The sequence below is a fragment of the Geobacillus sp. ZGt-1 genome (genome assembly GCF_001026865.1).
Lineage (GTDB): Bacteria > Bacillota > Bacilli > Bacillales > Anoxybacillaceae > Geobacillus > Geobacillus thermoleovorans.
Genome location: NZ_LDPD01000012.1, coordinates 92765 through 108000, shown reverse-complemented (window position 1 = coordinate 108000; position 15236 = coordinate 92765). Strand labels below are relative to the sequence as shown.

At 52.6% G+C, this 15236-nt stretch carries 18 protein-coding genes and 2 pseudogenes; 5 read left to right on the top strand and 15 right to left on the bottom strand.

The window, feature by feature from the left end; translation table 11 throughout:
• Together VU18_RS19190 and glcT are read right to left on the bottom strand one after the other, a co-directional pair.
• Positions 1–256, bottom strand: a 256-nt coding sequence (locus tag VU18_RS19190; protein WP_047757715.1) for a PTS transporter subunit EIIC, incomplete at its 3' end; no start/stop codon positions are given.
• Between the two features lie 232 nt (positions 257–488).
• The gene (gene glcT, locus VU18_RS04235; protein WP_011230491.1) at positions 489–1346 is read right to left on the bottom strand and encodes a glucose PTS transporter transcription antiterminator GlcT; all 858 of its coding nucleotides are present in this window, start codon (positions 1344–1346) and stop codon (positions 489–491) included.
• 142 nt (positions 1347–1488) lie between these two features.
• On the opposite strand from glcT, the pseudogene VU18_RS19185 reads away from it, so the two are divergent.
• Positions 1489–1862: pseudogene (locus tag VU18_RS19185) on the top strand (alpha/beta fold hydrolase); the annotation flags it as partial.
• A 1-nt stretch (position 1863) separates the two neighbouring features.
• A pseudogene (locus VU18_RS19180) lies at positions 1864–2310 on the top strand (lysophospholipase); the annotation flags it as partial.
• 188 nt (positions 2311–2498) lie between these two features.
• On the opposite strand, the gene VU18_RS04225 reads toward VU18_RS19180, so the two are convergent.
• The 5 genes from VU18_RS04225 to VU18_RS04205 all read right to left on the bottom strand — a co-directional run bounded on the left by VU18_RS04225 (position 2499) and on the right by VU18_RS04205 (position 7319).
• Positions 2499–3647 (bottom strand): cation:proton antiporter, encoded by a 1149-nt coding sequence (locus VU18_RS04225; RefSeq protein WP_014195304.1) that lies wholly within the window; start codon positions 3645–3647, stop codon positions 2499–2501.
• Between the two features lie 319 nt (positions 3648–3966).
• A complete protein-coding gene (locus VU18_RS04220; RefSeq protein WP_011230487.1) occupies positions 3967–5259 on the bottom strand; it encodes an ATP-binding protein in 1293 nt (430 codons plus the stop codon).
• Positions 5260–5314: 55 nt separating this feature from the next.
• Positions 5315–5560, bottom strand: a complete 246-nt coding sequence (locus VU18_RS04215; protein ID WP_011230486.1) for a YueH family protein — start codon at positions 5558–5560, stop codon at positions 5315–5317.
• Between the two features lie 65 nt (positions 5561–5625).
• Entirely contained in the window at positions 5626–6375 is a 750-nt protein-coding gene (locus VU18_RS04210) for an SDR family NAD(P)-dependent oxidoreductase (protein ID WP_014195303.1), read from the bottom strand.
• 269 nt (positions 6376–6644) lie between these two features.
• Complete coding sequence (locus tag VU18_RS04205; protein WP_014195302.1) at positions 6645–7319, bottom strand: hypothetical protein; 675 nt, start codon at positions 7317–7319, stop codon at positions 6645–6647.
• 171 nt (positions 7320–7490) lie between these two features.
• On the opposite strand from VU18_RS04205, the gene VU18_RS04200 reads away from it, so the two are divergent.
• From VU18_RS04200 to VU18_RS04190, 3 genes are all read left to right on the top strand, one after another.
• Entirely contained in the window at positions 7491–7685 is a 195-nt protein-coding gene (locus tag VU18_RS04200; RefSeq protein ID WP_011230483.1) for a hypothetical protein, read from the top strand.
• A 200-nt stretch (positions 7686–7885) separates the two neighbouring features.
• Positions 7886–8470: a cell wall hydrolase gene (locus VU18_RS04195; protein ID WP_014195301.1), complete on the top strand. Its 585-nt coding sequence runs from the start codon at positions 7886–7888 to the stop codon at positions 8468–8470.
• 301 nt (positions 8471–8771) lie between these two features.
• Positions 8772–8951: a DUF2187 family protein gene (locus VU18_RS04190; protein WP_013145942.1), complete on the top strand. Its 180-nt coding sequence runs from the start codon at positions 8772–8774 to the stop codon at positions 8949–8951.
• 30 nt (positions 8952–8981) lie between these two features.
• Here the strand turns inward: VU18_RS04190 and VU18_RS04185 are convergent, their stop codons facing one another.
• From VU18_RS04185 to VU18_RS19175, 8 genes are all read right to left on the bottom strand, one after another.
• Positions 8982–9665, bottom strand: coding sequence for an NAD-dependent epimerase/dehydratase family protein (locus tag VU18_RS04185; protein WP_014195299.1), 684 nt, complete (start codon positions 9663–9665; stop codon positions 8982–8984).
• Between the two features lie 53 nt (positions 9666–9718).
• Positions 9719–10216 (bottom strand): preQ(1) synthase, encoded by a 498-nt coding sequence (gene queF, locus VU18_RS04180; RefSeq protein WP_011230479.1) that lies wholly within the window; start codon positions 10214–10216, stop codon positions 9719–9721.
• 52 nt (positions 10217–10268) lie between these two features.
• On the bottom strand, positions 10269–11003 hold the full coding sequence (gene queE, locus VU18_RS04175; RefSeq protein ID WP_011230478.1) for a 7-carboxy-7-deazaguanine synthase QueE: 735 nt from the start codon (positions 11001–11003) through the stop codon (positions 10269–10271).
• The gene (queD, locus tag VU18_RS04170) at positions 11003–11440 is read right to left on the bottom strand and encodes a 6-carboxytetrahydropterin synthase QueD (protein WP_011230477.1); all 438 of its coding nucleotides are present in this window, start codon (positions 11438–11440) and stop codon (positions 11003–11005) included. Before queD ends, queE begins: the two co-directional genes overlap by 1 nt.
• Positions 11437–12102, bottom strand: a complete 666-nt coding sequence (queC, locus tag VU18_RS04165) for a 7-cyano-7-deazaguanine synthase QueC (protein ID WP_025039182.1) — start codon at positions 12100–12102, stop codon at positions 11437–11439. Before queC ends, queD begins: the two co-directional genes overlap by 4 nt.
• 178 nt (positions 12103–12280) lie before the next feature.
• Positions 12281–13393, bottom strand: coding sequence for a GerAB/ArcD/ProY family transporter (locus tag VU18_RS04160; RefSeq protein ID WP_014195298.1), 1113 nt, complete (start codon positions 13391–13393; stop codon positions 12281–12283).
• Positions 13394–13419: 26 nt separating this feature from the next.
• Positions 13420–14505, bottom strand: a complete 1086-nt coding sequence (locus VU18_RS04155; RefSeq protein ID WP_021322459.1) for a Ger(x)C family spore germination protein — start codon at positions 14503–14505, stop codon at positions 13420–13422.
• A gap of 11 nt (positions 14506–14516) precedes the next feature.
• On the bottom strand, positions 14517–15236 hold a 720-nt coding region (locus VU18_RS19175), incomplete at its 5' end, for a spore germination protein (RefSeq protein WP_047757714.1).

The window sequence follows — 15236 nt, the reverse complement described above, 5'->3', positions numbered from 1 at the left end:
CCCCGCCGGCAAGGCCGATCGCCACACCAACCGCAAACAAGAGCGACAAGTTGGAGAAGACGATGCCGCCTGCTTGCTCCATCACGTTGGAGACGAGCACGACCCAATCGGCTTTTAATGCGGGAATTTTATCCGTGAGCGCCGGGTTTTTCAACGCATTGCCAAGCGCCAACAAAATCCCGGCCGCCGGCAAAATCGCCACCGGCAACATGAGCGCTTTCCCGACCTTTTGCAGCGTGCCAAACGCTCGCTTCATCTTCATAACCTCCTTTAGTTTCCTTTTCTTAAGTTTTACAGCAAACAGCCGATTCATGTACCGAAAATGAAGCGGGCGTTTCCGAGGGAGCCGGCGCAATAAAAAAGGCATGACTAAAGAGAGACAAAAAGAACGCTTACAACAGCGCAAAGATGAATTCGCAGCTGTTGCCGCCTTATTTGCCCTCTTTACTCATGCCTGATCGAGTCAGTAACACGTAAAGCGAGACAACCTATGCAGTTGTATTGTTCTTTTTCTCCGCCAGCCGTTGCAAATGCAACGTCAAATAGACCGCCTCGGCATCGTCCGCCGGCAGATGAAGCGTTTGCTGCATGACTTTGACCAACTTCCATGCTAGATTATAGCATAATGGATACGCTTCCTTCAAGATTTTCGACAAATTTTTTGGTTCTTCGACTTTTTCGCCTTTTTTCATCCGCTCAATCGCATAGCGCAAGTGACGGACAAACCGCAAATAATGAACGCTCTCGCGGTCGATGTCAACGCCAAGCTGTTGCTCGACGATCTTGACAAGATCAGCAATGAGCTGGGAATATCGATTCGCTTCCGACACGCTTTGCTTGGAAATCGCGCTATGAATATGAAGGGCAATAAAGCCTGCCTCTCCTTCAGGCAGCACAATCCCGAGCTTTTGTTCAATCATGCGGGCCACTTCATTGGCAATTTCATATTCCAACGGATACAAGCTTTTCGTCTCAGCCAAAAACGGGTTTTTGACATCCAATCCTTGTTCAAGCCGCTTTAATGTAAAAGCGATATGGTCCGTCAGCGCCACATGGATGTGCTCGTCGAGCGGCGCGCCCACGCGTTGCTGAATATGTTGAACCACCTCGCTCATGAGGGCGATGAATTCTTCGCTCAATTCCGGAAGCAGCTTTTTGTATTGCTCTTGTTCGCGTTCGTTTTTCAGAACGAAACATTTTTCCACAGCGCTCTTGGCAATCTCGTCCCCCCGTTTTTTGCCGAAGCCGATTCCTTTGCCGAGCAAAACGACTTCGCCATATGCCGGATGGGAAGCGATTAACACGTTGTTGTTGAGCGTTTTTTCGACGCGAAACGGCTGTTCCATCAGCCTCCCTCCTTTCCGCACCCATCGTCTGCCGCTAGTCTATGCAGACTACATTATAAACCGGATGGGCCATCGCTCTCAATGACGTTTTTTGGATGGGACGCCGCTCTTCTCGACATACTAATGGGAGGGAGGAAAGAATATGCCATACGTATCGATCAACCAACGAGTCCGCCTTTACTATGAGGAAAAAGGAGAAGGAACACCGCTTTTGTTCATCCATCCCCCAGGAATGGGGCATGCCGTTTTTTGCCGCCAAGAACCGCTCGCCCGCCATTTTCGCCTTATTTTGTATGATATGCGTGGAAACGGGCGAAGCAGTTCGTCAGATGCACCGATCACCGTACCGCTGCTTGCCGACGACATTTCCGTATTGCTCCGCGCCCTCGGCGTTCGGCGCGCCATCATTTGCGGCTACTCAAACGGCGGATCCATTGCGCTTGATTTCGCGCTCCGCTATCCCGAGCATGTCGAACAGCTCGTTTTGATCGGCGGGTTTCCGGAAGTGTGCACCCCNCTTTTGTTCAGCGAGTTTTTGCTCGGCATCTCCGCCGCAAAACTTGGGGCCATCCCGCTGCTTGCGGCGGCTCTTGCTTGGGGGCACAAAACGAACTGGCGCGAATGGCAGCTGTTGCGGCGGTACGCCCGGCTGACCCATAAACGGGATTTAAACGCCATGTACCAGGCTGGGCTTGTTTATGGATGCACAAAACAACTGTCTTCCCTCCGCTTGCCCGTGCTCCTTATTTATGGAGCACGCGATCGTTACATCCATCCGTATATCGCTATGTTCCAACGTTATGTGCCGCATGCAGATATTGTGTTTATTGACCAGGCCCGCCATCAAATTCCGACGAAACATAGCAGCGAACTAAACAGCATTTTGCGGGCATACGGCAAGCGGAGCGAAACTGGCCGAAAGGAGGGGATCGCATGTCGAACAAAGGAAGACAAAACAAGGTGAGCCAAGAAGTAGCCAACCCGACCGTCTCCAAGGCGGAGGCAGAAATGGCCAAAGACAGCGTGGATACGGCCAAGCAAGCGAAAAAGAACCGCTCGTAGCGACAGCGAGGCTGCCCTTTTTTGGGGACAGCCCCGCTGTTTTGCCGCTATAGCGCCGGCCATCGGCCCGGCTGCCCACTTCGACGGCGACTAGGCCGTCCGGCGCACCGGATGAAGACGGCTGAAAATCATCTTCAATAACGGCGGCGTCACAACAGTCGTTACCAATACGACGATGATCATGACCGCAAACATGTTCCCATCAAGCAGGCCGGCTTCCAAGCCGATGCCGGCGATGATGAGCGCCACCTCACCGCGCGACACCATGCCAGCGCCGACCGCCAGCGAGCTTCCCCACGAAAATCCGGCCCATTTTGCCCCCAGCGCGGCGCCGACAAGCTTTGTCAAAATCGCGAGCGCACTCCAACCGACAATCAGCGGCCAATGCTCGACGATGCCGGAAAAGTCGGCCGCAACCCCGATGGAGGTAAAAAAGACAGGGACAAACAAAGAATAGGCGATCGTTTCCACTTTCTCAAATACTTCTTCCCGATAGTCCGTAAAACTCGCGCCAAGCCCGGCCATATAGGCGCCGATGATCGCTGCCACCCCCATCGCCTCAGCAAAATAGGCAAATGCAAAACAGATGACCAGCCCGGCCGAGACAACCGCCTCTGTCACACGCAACGGGGCAAACCACTTTAATACGAGCGGGATGGCTTTCCAAGCGAGCAAAATGGCGACGGCAAAAAAAACAGCTTTTTTCAGCACGACCGCACCAAGCTCGACGTCGCCGCCAGTTAGGCTTAATAAAAACGCCAAGGCAATGACGACCAGCACGTCGTCGATGACCGCCGCGCCAAGAATCGCTGATCCTTCCTTCGATTGCAGCTGTCCCATCTCTTTGAGCGCCTGCACGGAAATGCTGACGCTCGTTGCGGACAGCAAAAGTCCGAGGAAAAGAGCCGTGCCGGTTTCCATGCCGAACGCTGCGCCGGCCGCATACCCGGCGAGCAGCGGAACGAGAATGCCAAGCACTCCGACCGCCACAGCAGCTTTTCCAGTGCGCCGAAACTGGTCCATATCCGTCTCAAGGCCGGCGATAAACATAAGCAAAATGACGCCGATTTGACTTAACTCCTGCAAAAGATCCGTATCCTCGATCACACCGAACACGCTCGGGCCAAGCACAATGCCGATGAGCAGCTTGCCGAGCACGGCGGGCTGGCCAAGGCGCACGGCCGCATCACCGGCAAGTTTGGCGGCGAACAAAATGACCGCCAGTTGGGCAATCAACATCCCTTCACACTCCTTCGCTTTAAGTCTCTTTTTCGAATTACGTTTATCATGCGTGGAAGGTTTCACTTTTATCATTTCCCGAATTCAGGCCAAAACGAAACATCTCCCTTAGTTGTCTTACCGCTATCGACGCCGCGCCGGGCCAAGCCGGCAAACAAAGAAGCGTTTCATGTTCCAAACCGCTATGTGCCGACATTGCCTATGGTGATCGGCAAAGCATCGGCCTCTGCCCGCCGTGCAACTCGACTGTCTATCAGCCATCGATTGAGACGTTAGCCAAAAAAAAACAGACATCCTCGCTCTGCGTGGACGCCTGTTGTTATGACAGCGCATTTTGCCGGCCGTTTGCGGCTTTGACGCCGCCGGACGGAAACGTCAAATGAACAGTCGTTCCCTTCCCAACCTCGCTTTCGATCCGCATCGTTCCTTTATGTTCTTGAACGATTTTCATGCTTGTCGTCAGCCCGAGCCCCATTCCTTTTTCTTTCAAAGTGAAAAACGGTTCACCGATTTTCTGCAGCCGCTCTTTCGAAATGCCGACGCCGGTGTCGGCAACATCGACATAGATCTTCCCGTCCCCTTCCGCAACGTGGACGTATAAAATTCCTCCATCAGGCATCGCTTCGACGGCATTTTTCATAACGTTCAACAACACTTGAACAATTTGGTTTTGATCGCCGTACACACAAGCTTTCGGAGCGGTGTTATGGACGGAAATGGAAACGTTGTTCAACGTCGCCTCATGGCCAATCAAGCTGATGACATACGAAATGGCCTCGTCTAGCAAAAACGGCCGATAATCGTGGCTTTGCGGCTTGGCGAGCACCAGCAGCTCGCTGACAATTTGGTTGATGCGGCCGAGTTCACTTAACATAATGCGCATATAATGATCATTCACTTCGCGCGTTTCTTGCATCATCTGAATAAATCCTTTCATGGAGGTGAGCGGATTGCGGATTTCATGGGCAATGCCGGCGGCCAGCTCGCCAAGGACGGACAGCTTTTCTTTTTTCAAGAGCAGCTCCTCGGCAAGCTTTTGCTGGGTAATGTCGCGGCCGATCGTCAACAACCCTTTGCGCGCTCCGTTTTCGTCAAAGAGCGGCACTTTAATGACGTCAAACGTCTTCACTTCCCCATCCGGCGTCGCAAACGACTCCTCGCGGCGCGTCACCTTTCCGCTCTCCCACGCCTCGCGGTCTGATGCAATGCACTGCGCAAACGCTTCTTTAAAAAACGGCACAAGCTCGCCAAGCTCGCGGTCCGTCTTCCCGATATAATCGATCTGTTCGAGGCGGTACAGCCGCCGGCCAAAATCGTTGACGCGCAGCCATCGCCCCTCGCTGTCTTTAAAGCAAACGAAATCTGGCATCGAATTGATGAGCGTAAGCAGCTGCTGTTCATTTTCCTCGGTCTTTTCCAGCTGCTCGCGCTTTTTTAACAGCTGGTACAAAAAAATGGCCGAGAGCAAAATAAACACGGCCCCTTTGGCGGCGCCAAGCGCCATATATACATCGCGGCTGATCGACAGCATATTGAGCAGGGTGTCGGTGGCGACAATCCATAAAATGCTGCCTATGATATATACTGCGATTACTTTTGTTTTGTTGACCACGTTGTCATCGAACCCCTAACATGCAAAGTCGCGGCAGCCACGGTCGCCCTCTAGGCTACATTTCCCGCGCCCAGCCGAGCAACCGCACGGCCAAGAGGGCGGCGCGCTCATGGTCAAGCCGCTTTTTTAGCGATGCCTCAAGCCGCTCGGCCACCGCCTCCGCCTCTTCCTCATAGGCGAACGAAAATGACCACTCAAGCGCCGGAATGGCAATCACGATATATTCTTCTTTTCGATTTTCGTAAATGTAGACATTAGCCGGAGCTTGTCCGTCCATCACCGGCGTTTTGCGGATTTTCATTTTTCCGTCCCACCTTTTCCTTTGAAACCGTCTCCATTTTGTTTATTTTAACAAACGCCCGCTCCCTACTCAATATAAATCATTTTCCTGGTCATTCCCCCGTCGATCACCAAATTTACCCCAGTGATAAAATCGTTTTCCTCATCGCATAAATACAGACAAGCGCGGGCGATATCATCCGGTTTGCCGACGCGGCCGGCCGGGTGCTGCCGGTGGTCAATGTCTCGCAGTTGCCCATAATCGCCCGTTTCAATCCAACCGGGGCTGATGCAATTGACGCGAATGCGATCATCCGCAAACGACACCGCCAGCGCATGGGTCAAAGCGACAAGGCCGCCTTTCGATGCAGCGTACGCCTCGGAATTCGGCTCGGACATGAGCGCCCTTGTCGAGGCAATGTTGACGATTGCTCCGCCTTTTGCATTGCGGCGCATATATTTAGCTGCTTCTCGAGAAGCAAAAAAAGCGCTGCGCAAATTCGTTGACAGCACGTCATCCCACTCCTCAACCGTCAGCTCATACGGCGACTTCCAGCGTGAGACGCCAGCATTGTTGATCAAATAGTCAATGCGGCCGAAGCGGCCGGCAGCTTCTTGTACAAACCGTTCAATATCGTCCACCTTCCGCACATCCGCCGCCACAAAGATCGCCTCGAACCCGTCCGATTGCAATTGCGCGGCGAACGCTTCACCGTTTTGAATATCGCGGTCGATGATCACGACGTTCGCTCCCTGTTTTGCGAATGCTCTAGCGATCGCCTTGCCGATCCCATTCGCTCCACCGGTGACAATGGCTGTTTTCTGTTCTATGCTCATGTGCAATCTCTTCTCCCTTCCTTTGCTCCGTTTGCTTTCGGATGGGATCCAACCGAAAGAGGTAGGCTTTATGCATGGCCTTCCCTCCTACGATAAGGAACGTTTGTTCTATTCATGACCATTTTATACCTTTCGTTCTCTTGATGCAAGAGAAAGGTGGATGAGGAAAGATACCGATTCATCCCCCACTTGCGCTCACGCATGGAAGTGAGGATTTTCTCGGCTCCAGATGTAAAAAAGACCGCCATTCGGCGGTCTTTTTTGGCATCTTACCGATAGGGGCCATACGAGATTGGAAAGCCAGGCGCATACGGGGTTCCTCCGCCATAATATGGAGGCAGCGGCGCAGCGGGATAGCCATAGCCATACGGCATCACCGGGGCATACAGCTGCGGCGCCATCGGTGGATAGTACAGCGGCGCATACGGATGTGCGCCAGGAACGAAACCTGGTGTCGCACCAGCAGCCATTCCAGACAGCGTGCCAGGAACGGCCACGGGAGCCGTGCTGCCAGCCGGGGGAACGTTTTCTGCATACGGGGCCGTCATGCCATACGGAATAGCGGCGTCATCAGGCGTCATCGGCGGCGTGTTTTCTTTCCCACCCATCGGCCAAACGGAAGCATGGGCCATATTCGGCCCGGCTCCTAAACCGAGCGGCGGCGCCGGCAGCATCATATCGGAGCTGTCCGGACTGTCTGGACTGTCAAGATGGACCGGACTGACAAGCGGCGCTGGCGGCGCAACCGGTGGACACCAATAGCCATAAGGCGCTGCCGGCGGATAATACGCCATCGGCATCACTTGAGTCGGCGTCGCTTCATTTGGTGTCGTTGCCGATAGCGGAGCCATCGGCGGCACGTTATTCTCCATCCATCCGGCTTCATTGTCATGGCCGGAAGAGGTTGAAAACGGACCATTCATATACGGATCCCAATGATTCATTGTTCTCTCCCTTTCTTGCTTATATTCTCGGGGCGCGTACCCACCCATATTGTATGTCAGAACAAGCAAAGGGTGTTTGCCCGGCCAAAATATAGGTATTTAACCCAACAGTCGTCTGTGATACGATAAATAACGGTGACGATGCCGAATCAACGCTTGGGGGGACATGCGATGGATGAAGCACTGGCGGCCAAGCAAATCGATGAATTGCGCAACGGAATCATCTCCGAACTGTTGGTGAAAAAAGAGGACTTCCCTGTTTTTCGTGCCGTGCTCGTCAAACAGCCCGACTTCAAACGATTTCGCGGCATCGCCCAGCGCGGCGGCCACGTTATTTACCACTATATGGATGCTCCACGCAGCTAAAAGCTCCTGTTCCCATGGCTTCACACCCGGCTTTCCGTCCTGGAAGCCGGGTGTTTTTGCTCGCGGAGAATTTTCCATCCCTCTCTATGAAACTAGTCATTTCAATGCCTCGCGCGTTTTTTCCATCATTTCGATAATGACTCATCGCGTGATCCTTGTTACTCTAGTAGCGAGTTTGCAAGACAAAAGGAGGGATGTGGATGAAACAAGCAAAAGCATGGGTGACGGCTATGTTGTGCGGCATATTTTTCTTTGCCGGCCATGCCGATGCGGCGATGATCCACACCGTCAAGCGCGGCGATACGCTTTGGAAAATCGCGAAACAATACGGTGTGCCGCTGAAACAACTGCAGCAGACAAACCGCAAAGGCGATTGGCTATATCCTGGTGAAAAACTCGTCATCCCTGATGCCGGCATCACGGCGGCGGAGAAAGATTTGCTCGCTCGCCTCGTCCATGCCGAGGCGAAAGGGGAACCGTACGCCGGGAAAGTGGCCGTGGCAACGGTCGTGCTCAACCGCGTCGACCATCCGGATTTTCCGGATACGATCCGCGCTGTCATTTATGAGCGCTCTGGCGGCCATTATGCATTCACGCCGGTCGCAAACGGATCGATCAACGAACCGGCCGACCGTGAATCATACCGCGCCGTTGAAGAAGCACTTGCTTTTCGCGGTTTAGGAAACGGCTCGCTCTATTTCTATAATCCGAAAACGGCGAAAAGCAAATGGCTGCGCTCGCGTCCAGTGACCGTCGTCATCGGCAACCACGTCTTCGCCAAGTAAAAGAAGGATAGGCTGCCTTAAAAGACCGTTTTCTCCTAAGCGAGGCGCCATATATGGTCTTTTGAGCATATTGGATGCATATATGCACCCATAAGGAAGGTGCCCAAACTCTTTTTCAGGGCACCTTTTTTAAATATTTAGGAAATAAATCTCTTTACTTGCGCATAAAAATAAGGCACACTAGTAAAAAAGCGCCTAATCCCCGCCGACCGGGGAGCGGCGACGGAATCAGGCAAGCCTCGATTCCCGCGGCCGTTCGCTTGAGCGGTCCGTCCATCATTTTGATTAAAGGAGAATGATGATGATCAAAAAAGCGAAAGTCGGAGATATTATCGAATTTAAAAATGGGCTGCGCGGCATTGTGGAGAAGGTGAATGAAAACTCCGTCATCGTGGATTTAACGTATATGGAAAACTACCGTGAACTCGATTTGCAAGAACGGACAGTCGTCAATCATAAAAACTATAAGATCATCGAATAAAAAAGAGGCTGCCAAGAGCCTCTTTTTTGTTTACGAAATGCGGGCGAGTTCATCACATTCATAGATATGGACGCCGCTCGTTGCTGACGCCGCCCGGTAAAACATCGCCAAAGCAAGCTGATGGGCGTCAACCGGCTTATACTTTTTCCATTTGCCGACGAACAAAAACGGAAGACGGCATAACAACCACCCGCCTAACGCTTCGCCAAGGCGGAACTCCCGGCGCTTGCCGACAAGCAGCGACGGACGAAAAATATGGAGCGACGGAATGGAAAGCCGCTGCAACGCCTCTTCCGTCTCTCCTTTGACTCGCTGGTAAAAAAACGGCGAGCACGGGTTGGCGCCGACCGAAGAGACGGTCAAAAAGCTTTTCGCACGGCACTTTTCCGCCAGCGCCGCGGCGCGCAGCGTATATTCATAGTCGACTTGAATGAACTGCTGCTTTGTTTTCGCCTTTTTGCGCGTCGTCCCTAGGCAGCAAAACACATCGTCCACATAAAAATATCGTTCGTACGATTCAAGCCGCGCAAAATCGACGACGACTTGCTGCAGCTTTTCATGTTCCACCGGCAGCGGAGTGCGGACGAAAATCGTCACACAGCGGTACAAATCCGACTGCAGCAACAGCTTCAGCAACTCTCCGCCGACCAAACCGCTCGCTCCAAGCAAAAGAGCTGTTCTTCGCTCCAACGCCAAAACCTCCAAGGCAAACATTCATTGTTCATTATATAGGAGTTGGAGCGAAAAAACTACCTCTTTTTTTATCTCTAGCGGTTGTCGACTTTTTCTGGATACAAGTCATGATTGAGCAGCCGGTATTCCGCCATTTTTTCGTATTTCGTCCCCGGGCGTCCCCAGTTGCAGTACGGATCGATGGAAATGCCGCCGCGCGGGGTGAATTTGCCCCACACTTCGATATAGCGCGGTTCCATAACTTTAATCAAATCGTTCATAATGATGTTGACGCAGTCTTCGTGAAAGTCGCCATGATTGCGGAAGCTGAACAAATACAGCTTCAACGATTTGCTTTCGACGCATTTTTTGTCCGGGATGTAGCTGATGTAAATCGTTGCGAAGTCCGGTTGTCCGGTTTTTGGACACAACGTCGTAAACTCCGGACAATTGAACTTCACGAAATAATCCCGGTCAGGATGTTTGTTGTCAAACACTTCAAGCAGATTGGGATTGTACGTAAACGAATACGTTGTCCCTTGATTGCCAAGCAGCGTCAAGTCTTTCAATTCTTCCTCTTTTCTTCCTGCCATTCGTTCATTCCTCCCTCATTATTCATTGCCGGGCGAATCGCCGCACCCCGCTTTACACGCCGCGCTTGTTTCCCCAAAGAAGCGTGTGCAGCTGCGGCAGGATGTGGACGTCTGCCAGCTCCTCCGAATCGGCGGCTTGTTCCACCAGCCATTCCAACCGACTGAAAAGCTTCGCACGGAGTGCATCCACATCCGAATCGGCCACATCGGCGTTTCCTGCCTGCAAATAAAACGGAACACTTGGGTAGCGGCAGTGCACCTCTTTCGCATACGCCAAATCGGCGTCATCAAAGACGACGACTTTCAAGCTGATGCGCCGCACTCGGCTTTGGTCAGCCTGCAACCGTTCAATGATTTGATCGAGCGCCGCCCAGTCGGTGTCCATCCCCGAGCTTGGCGGCTTCGGGGAAAGAGTGACGTCGTCAATGTCAAGCAGCCAATCCTGCCAACGGCTCCCTTGCGTTTCAACCGCGACCCGCATCCCTTTTTCATGAAGAAGCGCGATGAGCTCCCCAAGAGCCGCAATCAGAAGCGGGTTGCCGCCTGAAATCGTCACGTGGCGGAAGCGGCGGCCGCCAATGGCTTCAAGCCGCCGCCAAATTTCGTCTGCCGTCAGCTGCTCGATCTCGTCTTTTGCTGATCCGTCCCACGTAAACGCCGAATCGCACCAGCGGCAGCGGTAGTCGCAGCCGGCTGTGCGGACGAACATCGTCTTTTGGCCGATCACCATTCCCTCTCCTTGGATGGTCGGACCAAAAATCTCCAACACCGGAATCGTGCGCGCCATTACCGCTCCCCCGCTTTCGGACGGTAGACGACATAACTTGTCGGCGTTTCGCGGACAAACACTTGCAAACATTTCGGCTTGTGCGGCAGCGTATCCAAATAGCGCTGAATCGTTTCATAAATCGTGCGCGCCACCACTTCCGACGTCGGAAACCGATTCGGGTCATGACCGTCAAACCAATCGCTATGGTCGTTGAGCAGCGTATGGTCCAGCTTGCGATGAACGAGCTGTTTTAACGTTTGAAAATTGACTAAAAAACCGCTCTCATCGAGCTCATCGCCGGCGACCGTCACATTGACGATGTACGTGTGGCCGTGCACGTTTGCGCAACTCCCGGCCGCTTCGTGCGGGATGAAATGGGCGGCGGCGATGTGCATATCTTTGTTCAACTCATAGCGGTAATGATGCGCCACCTGCGGATAGAGCTGATGCATCATCGCGACTCCACCTCCGCTTTTTCCCGCAAATATTCATCCAACCCGCGCTTGCGCAGCGCACATGCTGGGCATTCGCCGCAGCCGTCGGCGATGATGCCGTTATAGCACGTCAGCGTCTTCGTGCGAATGAACTCGAGCGCCCCGAGCTCATCAGCGAGCTTCCACGTCTCCGCTTTCGTCAGCCACATGAGCGGCGTATGAATGACAAATTCGTAATCCATCGCTAAATTCAGCGTGACGTTCAATGATTTGATAAACACATCGCGGCAGTCCGGATAGCCGCTGAAATCTGTTTCGCACACTCCAGTCACAATATGGCGCGCGCCCCGCTGTTTGGCGAACACGGCAGCGAATGATAAAAACAATAAATTGCGTCCGTCCACAAACGTCGTCGGCAGCTCGCCTTTCTTTTGTTCAATGGCAATGTCGCGCCGCGTCAAGGCGTTCGGCGCCAACTGCCCGAGAAGCGACAAATCAAGCACTGTATGGCGGACGCCAAGCTCGTCAGCGATCGCTTGAGCGACGTCAATTTCCCGGCGATGGCGCTGGCCGTAGTCAAACGTCACCGCTTCCACTTCACCAAACTGTTTTTTCGCCCAAAACAAACACGTCGTGCTGTCTTGGCCGCCGCTAAAGACGACGACCGCCTTTTCTTCATTCATCTTCATCATGATCAACCTCCTTCTGAATCAGCAGAAGAAGAGGTTTCCAAAACAAAAAAGGCCATACCCCTAGGATACAGCCGTCCCTAGTTTTTTATAGAGGGTTTTGCTAGAAACCTCTCCCGTACAAGCGTACGGAATTGTGATTCTTCTGTTTTCTTTATTTACTATACCATACTTATGGCTTTTGTTGTAGCGCCTTTTTCACTTTTTCCGCCATCCATACGTACACATACAGGAGCGGAACATACACCGCGACAAGATAAAACCCTGCCTTCGCTGTCCATTGCATCAACTGCTCAATGTCTGTCTTCTCTTGGAAAAACAGCGTCCCGACAAACAAGCAAGCGAGCAACACTGGAAGCGAACGGCGCTGCTGAACAGCAAACAGCTGTTTGATCACGCGCGTCGCCGCCCAAATAGAGACCGCGATGATCGGTAACACAACGAGCACATAAATCGAGATGACAATATACTCCATCCGCTCGATAAACGGCACTTCCGGAATTTTGGCCAGCGTCAGCGTCGGCCATGTAATATGCTGGATTTGCTCTTTGTTATAAAACACGATGGAAATGAGGATCAAAACAAAATAAATGAACATCGTAAACGCGTTGGCCGCATGCGCCCACTTTTGCGAGGACGGAGCCTGTTTTAAAAACGGGTAATACATAAGCAGCATTTCAAACCCTAAATATTGCAGCACCATCTCTTTCGATGCTTTTGCCAATTGCCCAAACGAATGGTCGAACACCGGCAATAAGTTCCGGTATTGAGCATACTCAAGCGGAAAGAAAACCATCGGAAAAATCGTCAACAGCGGAATCACCACCCCCCAAACGCATAAGCCGACAACGACGCGAAACCCGCCGGAGACGGCGTAATACGTCATCAGCAAAAACATAAGGCTGAACTGCCACACCCCAATCAACGGGAACACCCATACTTTAATGATTTCAATGTATGATTGAAGCACCATAAACGCCGCCAACGCGTAGTAAAAAAGAAGTCCAAGGCTCAGCACCCCGCCGATCCACCGCCCGAAGTACTGTTCATGAAGCGACACGAGGTCTCCGCCTGATGGCAAATGCGACAGCAGCCGATACATGAGCCAAATCAACACGTGCGCCGACAGCCCGGCCATTAAGACTGCCATCCAGGCATCCTGCCCCGCCTCTTTCATCAGAGGACGCTGAAAATTGAGTGCCCCGACCCCAACTTGCGTAGCGTGAATGACAAAAAACACAAGAAACGGGGAGATGAGAAACCGTTCCTGAATGGCCTGCTTCATCCTAATCCCTCCTCATGTTCCCCGTCTTATTCGCCAATGCCGGTATGGACGATATCCACCGTGACGTGCGGGCGGATGTCTAGATCCGGGTATTCGCGGTAAAACGCGTCGGAATCCCAATGTCTTGTCACGCTGCGAACAAAATCGCCAATGCCGAGCGGGTCAATCCGTTTTTTCTGAAAATAGTGGAATAACCGGCGCATATTATGCTCCAATTCGTTTTGCATCTTTTTCTTCACATCAGCAAACAAATCACCTCCCGGCTGATCGAGCCATGACGGGTAATCCCTCACCGACGCATGGATATGGACGAACACGTCAAGCACATGGCGTCTTCCATCACGCTTCCATTCATATTTCGGCTTCGCCCATAAGTTTTGCAGCATCACCCGATCCTCCCCCTGTTTTCCGCGATTCCCAACCTTCAGCTGGTAGACGCCGTTTTTCGTTTCCCCGAGCAAAATTTTCATTAAAAACGAATCACGCAAACTTACATGCCCGACATATTGGTCATCGCGAAACAACGCGACCCCTTCAAGCTTGACGAAATCTCCTTTTTTCTCAAAATACGGCAAAAAAGGGTCGCTCCCCGGGGAAAAATAGCGATACAAAAACAAGTGCAAATTCGTTTTCGGCAAGTTCATCGACTGCTCGTTCTGCTCCACAAGATTCGGCAAATACAACGTATCGCTCAGCGTCGTTTTCGCCGTGATTTTCAGCAGCTCCTTCGCGCTTTCTTCCGCCACGCCAAGCAGCAAATGGCTGCCGACTTTGTTGTTGCGCGCGAGGCTGTGCGTAATTTGCGTCACCCCCCGCCGAGCAAACTCCTTGCCGAACAAAATCAAGCGCAGCTGCCCTTCCTCAACCGGCAGCGCGGATTTCGATGACAGGCGCGGAATCAAGTCGTAGACCGTCGGCGACGTCGTCGTCAGCATATTCGGCTTTGTCATCGGCCCTTGCTTGAACGTCGGGTACACCGCAGTGCCCGTGTAGCGGCCGTTCTCGAAATCATACCCCATCTGTTGAATAATTTGAATTTCGTCAATCGGCCGCGAACTGACGCAGCCGCCAAGCAACAGCAGCGCACCGACCCATGCGAGCCCACGCCTCATCATGATCCCCCTTACTCATCAATATCGCGTTTTTGCTTCGCCGCATTCGGATCGTAACGAAACCGCGACCGCGGACGAAGAAACATCGGCCGCTCCGCCGTTTCACTGTATGGCGAACGAATGAATGTATCGCGGAAGCTGCGAACACGAAATGGATAAAACGGCAGCAAATACGGATAACCAAACGACTGCAGCCGCCCTAAATGAATGAGCAGTCCACAGACAGCAAAGATGATGCCGATCCCGCCCCAACATGCAGCAAACAAAATAAACGGAAACCGAATGAACCGAATCGTGTTGGACATTTTGAAAATCGGCGTTGTAAACGAAGCGAGCGCCGCCAACGCGACGACAATCAACAAAATCGTACTCGTCAGCCCGGCATCAACGGTTGCTTGCCCGATGACAATCCCACCGACAATTCCGAGCGTTTGTGCGACTTTCGTCGGCAGCCGCGCCCCGGCCTCGCGCAACAGCTCAATCGTAATTTCCAAAAACAGCACCTCGAGCATCGGCGGAAATGGCACGTTCGAGCGGGAATAAATGATCGGGCCGAGCAAGTCTTCGGGAATCATTTCATAATGATACGTCAGCACCGCCACATAAATCGGCGACGCTAACACCGAGAACGCAACGCCGAAAAACCGGATGAGCCGGAAAAACGTGGCGAGCACCCATGGCAAATAATAGTCTTCCGGCGACGTAAAAAAATCGAAAAGAGCGGCGGGGCC

Excerpts from the sequence above, each read along its gene's own strand:
- glcT (WP_011230491.1), bottom strand. The coding sequence starts at position 1,346 with ATGGAACAGCCGTTTCGCGTCGAAAAAACGCTCAACAACAACGTGTTA.
- VU18_RS04195 (WP_014195301.1), top strand. The coding sequence starts at position 7,886 with ATGAAACAAGCAAAAGCATGGGTGACGGCTATGTTGTGCGGCATATTT.
- queF (WP_011230479.1), bottom strand. The coding sequence starts at position 10,216 with ATGGCAGGAAGAAAAGAGGAAGAATTGAAAGACTTGACGCTGCTTGGC.
- VU18_RS04210 (WP_014195303.1), bottom strand. The coding sequence starts at position 6,375 with ATGAGCATAGAACAGAAAACAGCCATTGTCACCGGTGGAGCGAATGGG.
- VU18_RS04200 (WP_011230483.1), top strand. The coding sequence starts at position 7,491 with ATGGATGAAGCACTGGCGGCCAAGCAAATCGATGAATTGCGCAACGGA.
- queD (WP_011230477.1), bottom strand. The coding sequence starts at position 11,440 with ATGATGCATCAGCTCTATCCGCAGGTGGCGCATCATTACCGCTATGAG.
- VU18_RS04205 (WP_014195302.1), bottom strand. The coding sequence starts at position 7,319 with ATGAATCATTGGGATCCGTATATGAATGGTCCGTTTTCAACCTCTTCC.
- queC (WP_025039182.1), bottom strand. The coding sequence starts at position 12,102 with ATGAATGAAGAAAAGGCGGTCGTCGTCTTTAGCGGCGGCCAAGACAGC.
- VU18_RS04190 (WP_013145942.1), top strand. The coding sequence starts at position 8,772 with ATGATCAAAAAAGCGAAAGTCGGAGATATTATCGAATTTAAAAATGGG.
- VU18_RS04155 (WP_021322459.1), bottom strand. The coding sequence starts at position 14,505 with ATGAGGCGTGGGCTCGCATGGGTCGGTGCGCTGCTGTTGCTTGGCGGC.
- queE (WP_011230478.1), bottom strand. The coding sequence starts at position 11,003 with ATGGCGCGCACGATTCCGGTGTTGGAGATTTTTGGTCCGACCATCCAA.
- VU18_RS04215 (WP_011230486.1), bottom strand. The coding sequence starts at position 5,560 with ATGAAAATCCGCAAAACGCCGGTGATGGACGGACAAGCTCCGGCTAAT.
- VU18_RS04185 (WP_014195299.1), bottom strand. The coding sequence starts at position 9,665 with ATGTTTGCCTTGGAGGTTTTGGCGTTGGAGCGAAGAACAGCTCTTTTG.
- VU18_RS04160 (WP_014195298.1), bottom strand. The coding sequence starts at position 13,393 with ATGAAGCAGGCCATTCAGGAACGGTTTCTCATCTCCCCGTTTCTTGTG.
- VU18_RS04225 (WP_014195304.1), bottom strand. The coding sequence starts at position 3,647 with ATGTTGATTGCCCAACTGGCGGTCATTTTGTTCGCCGCCAAACTTGCC.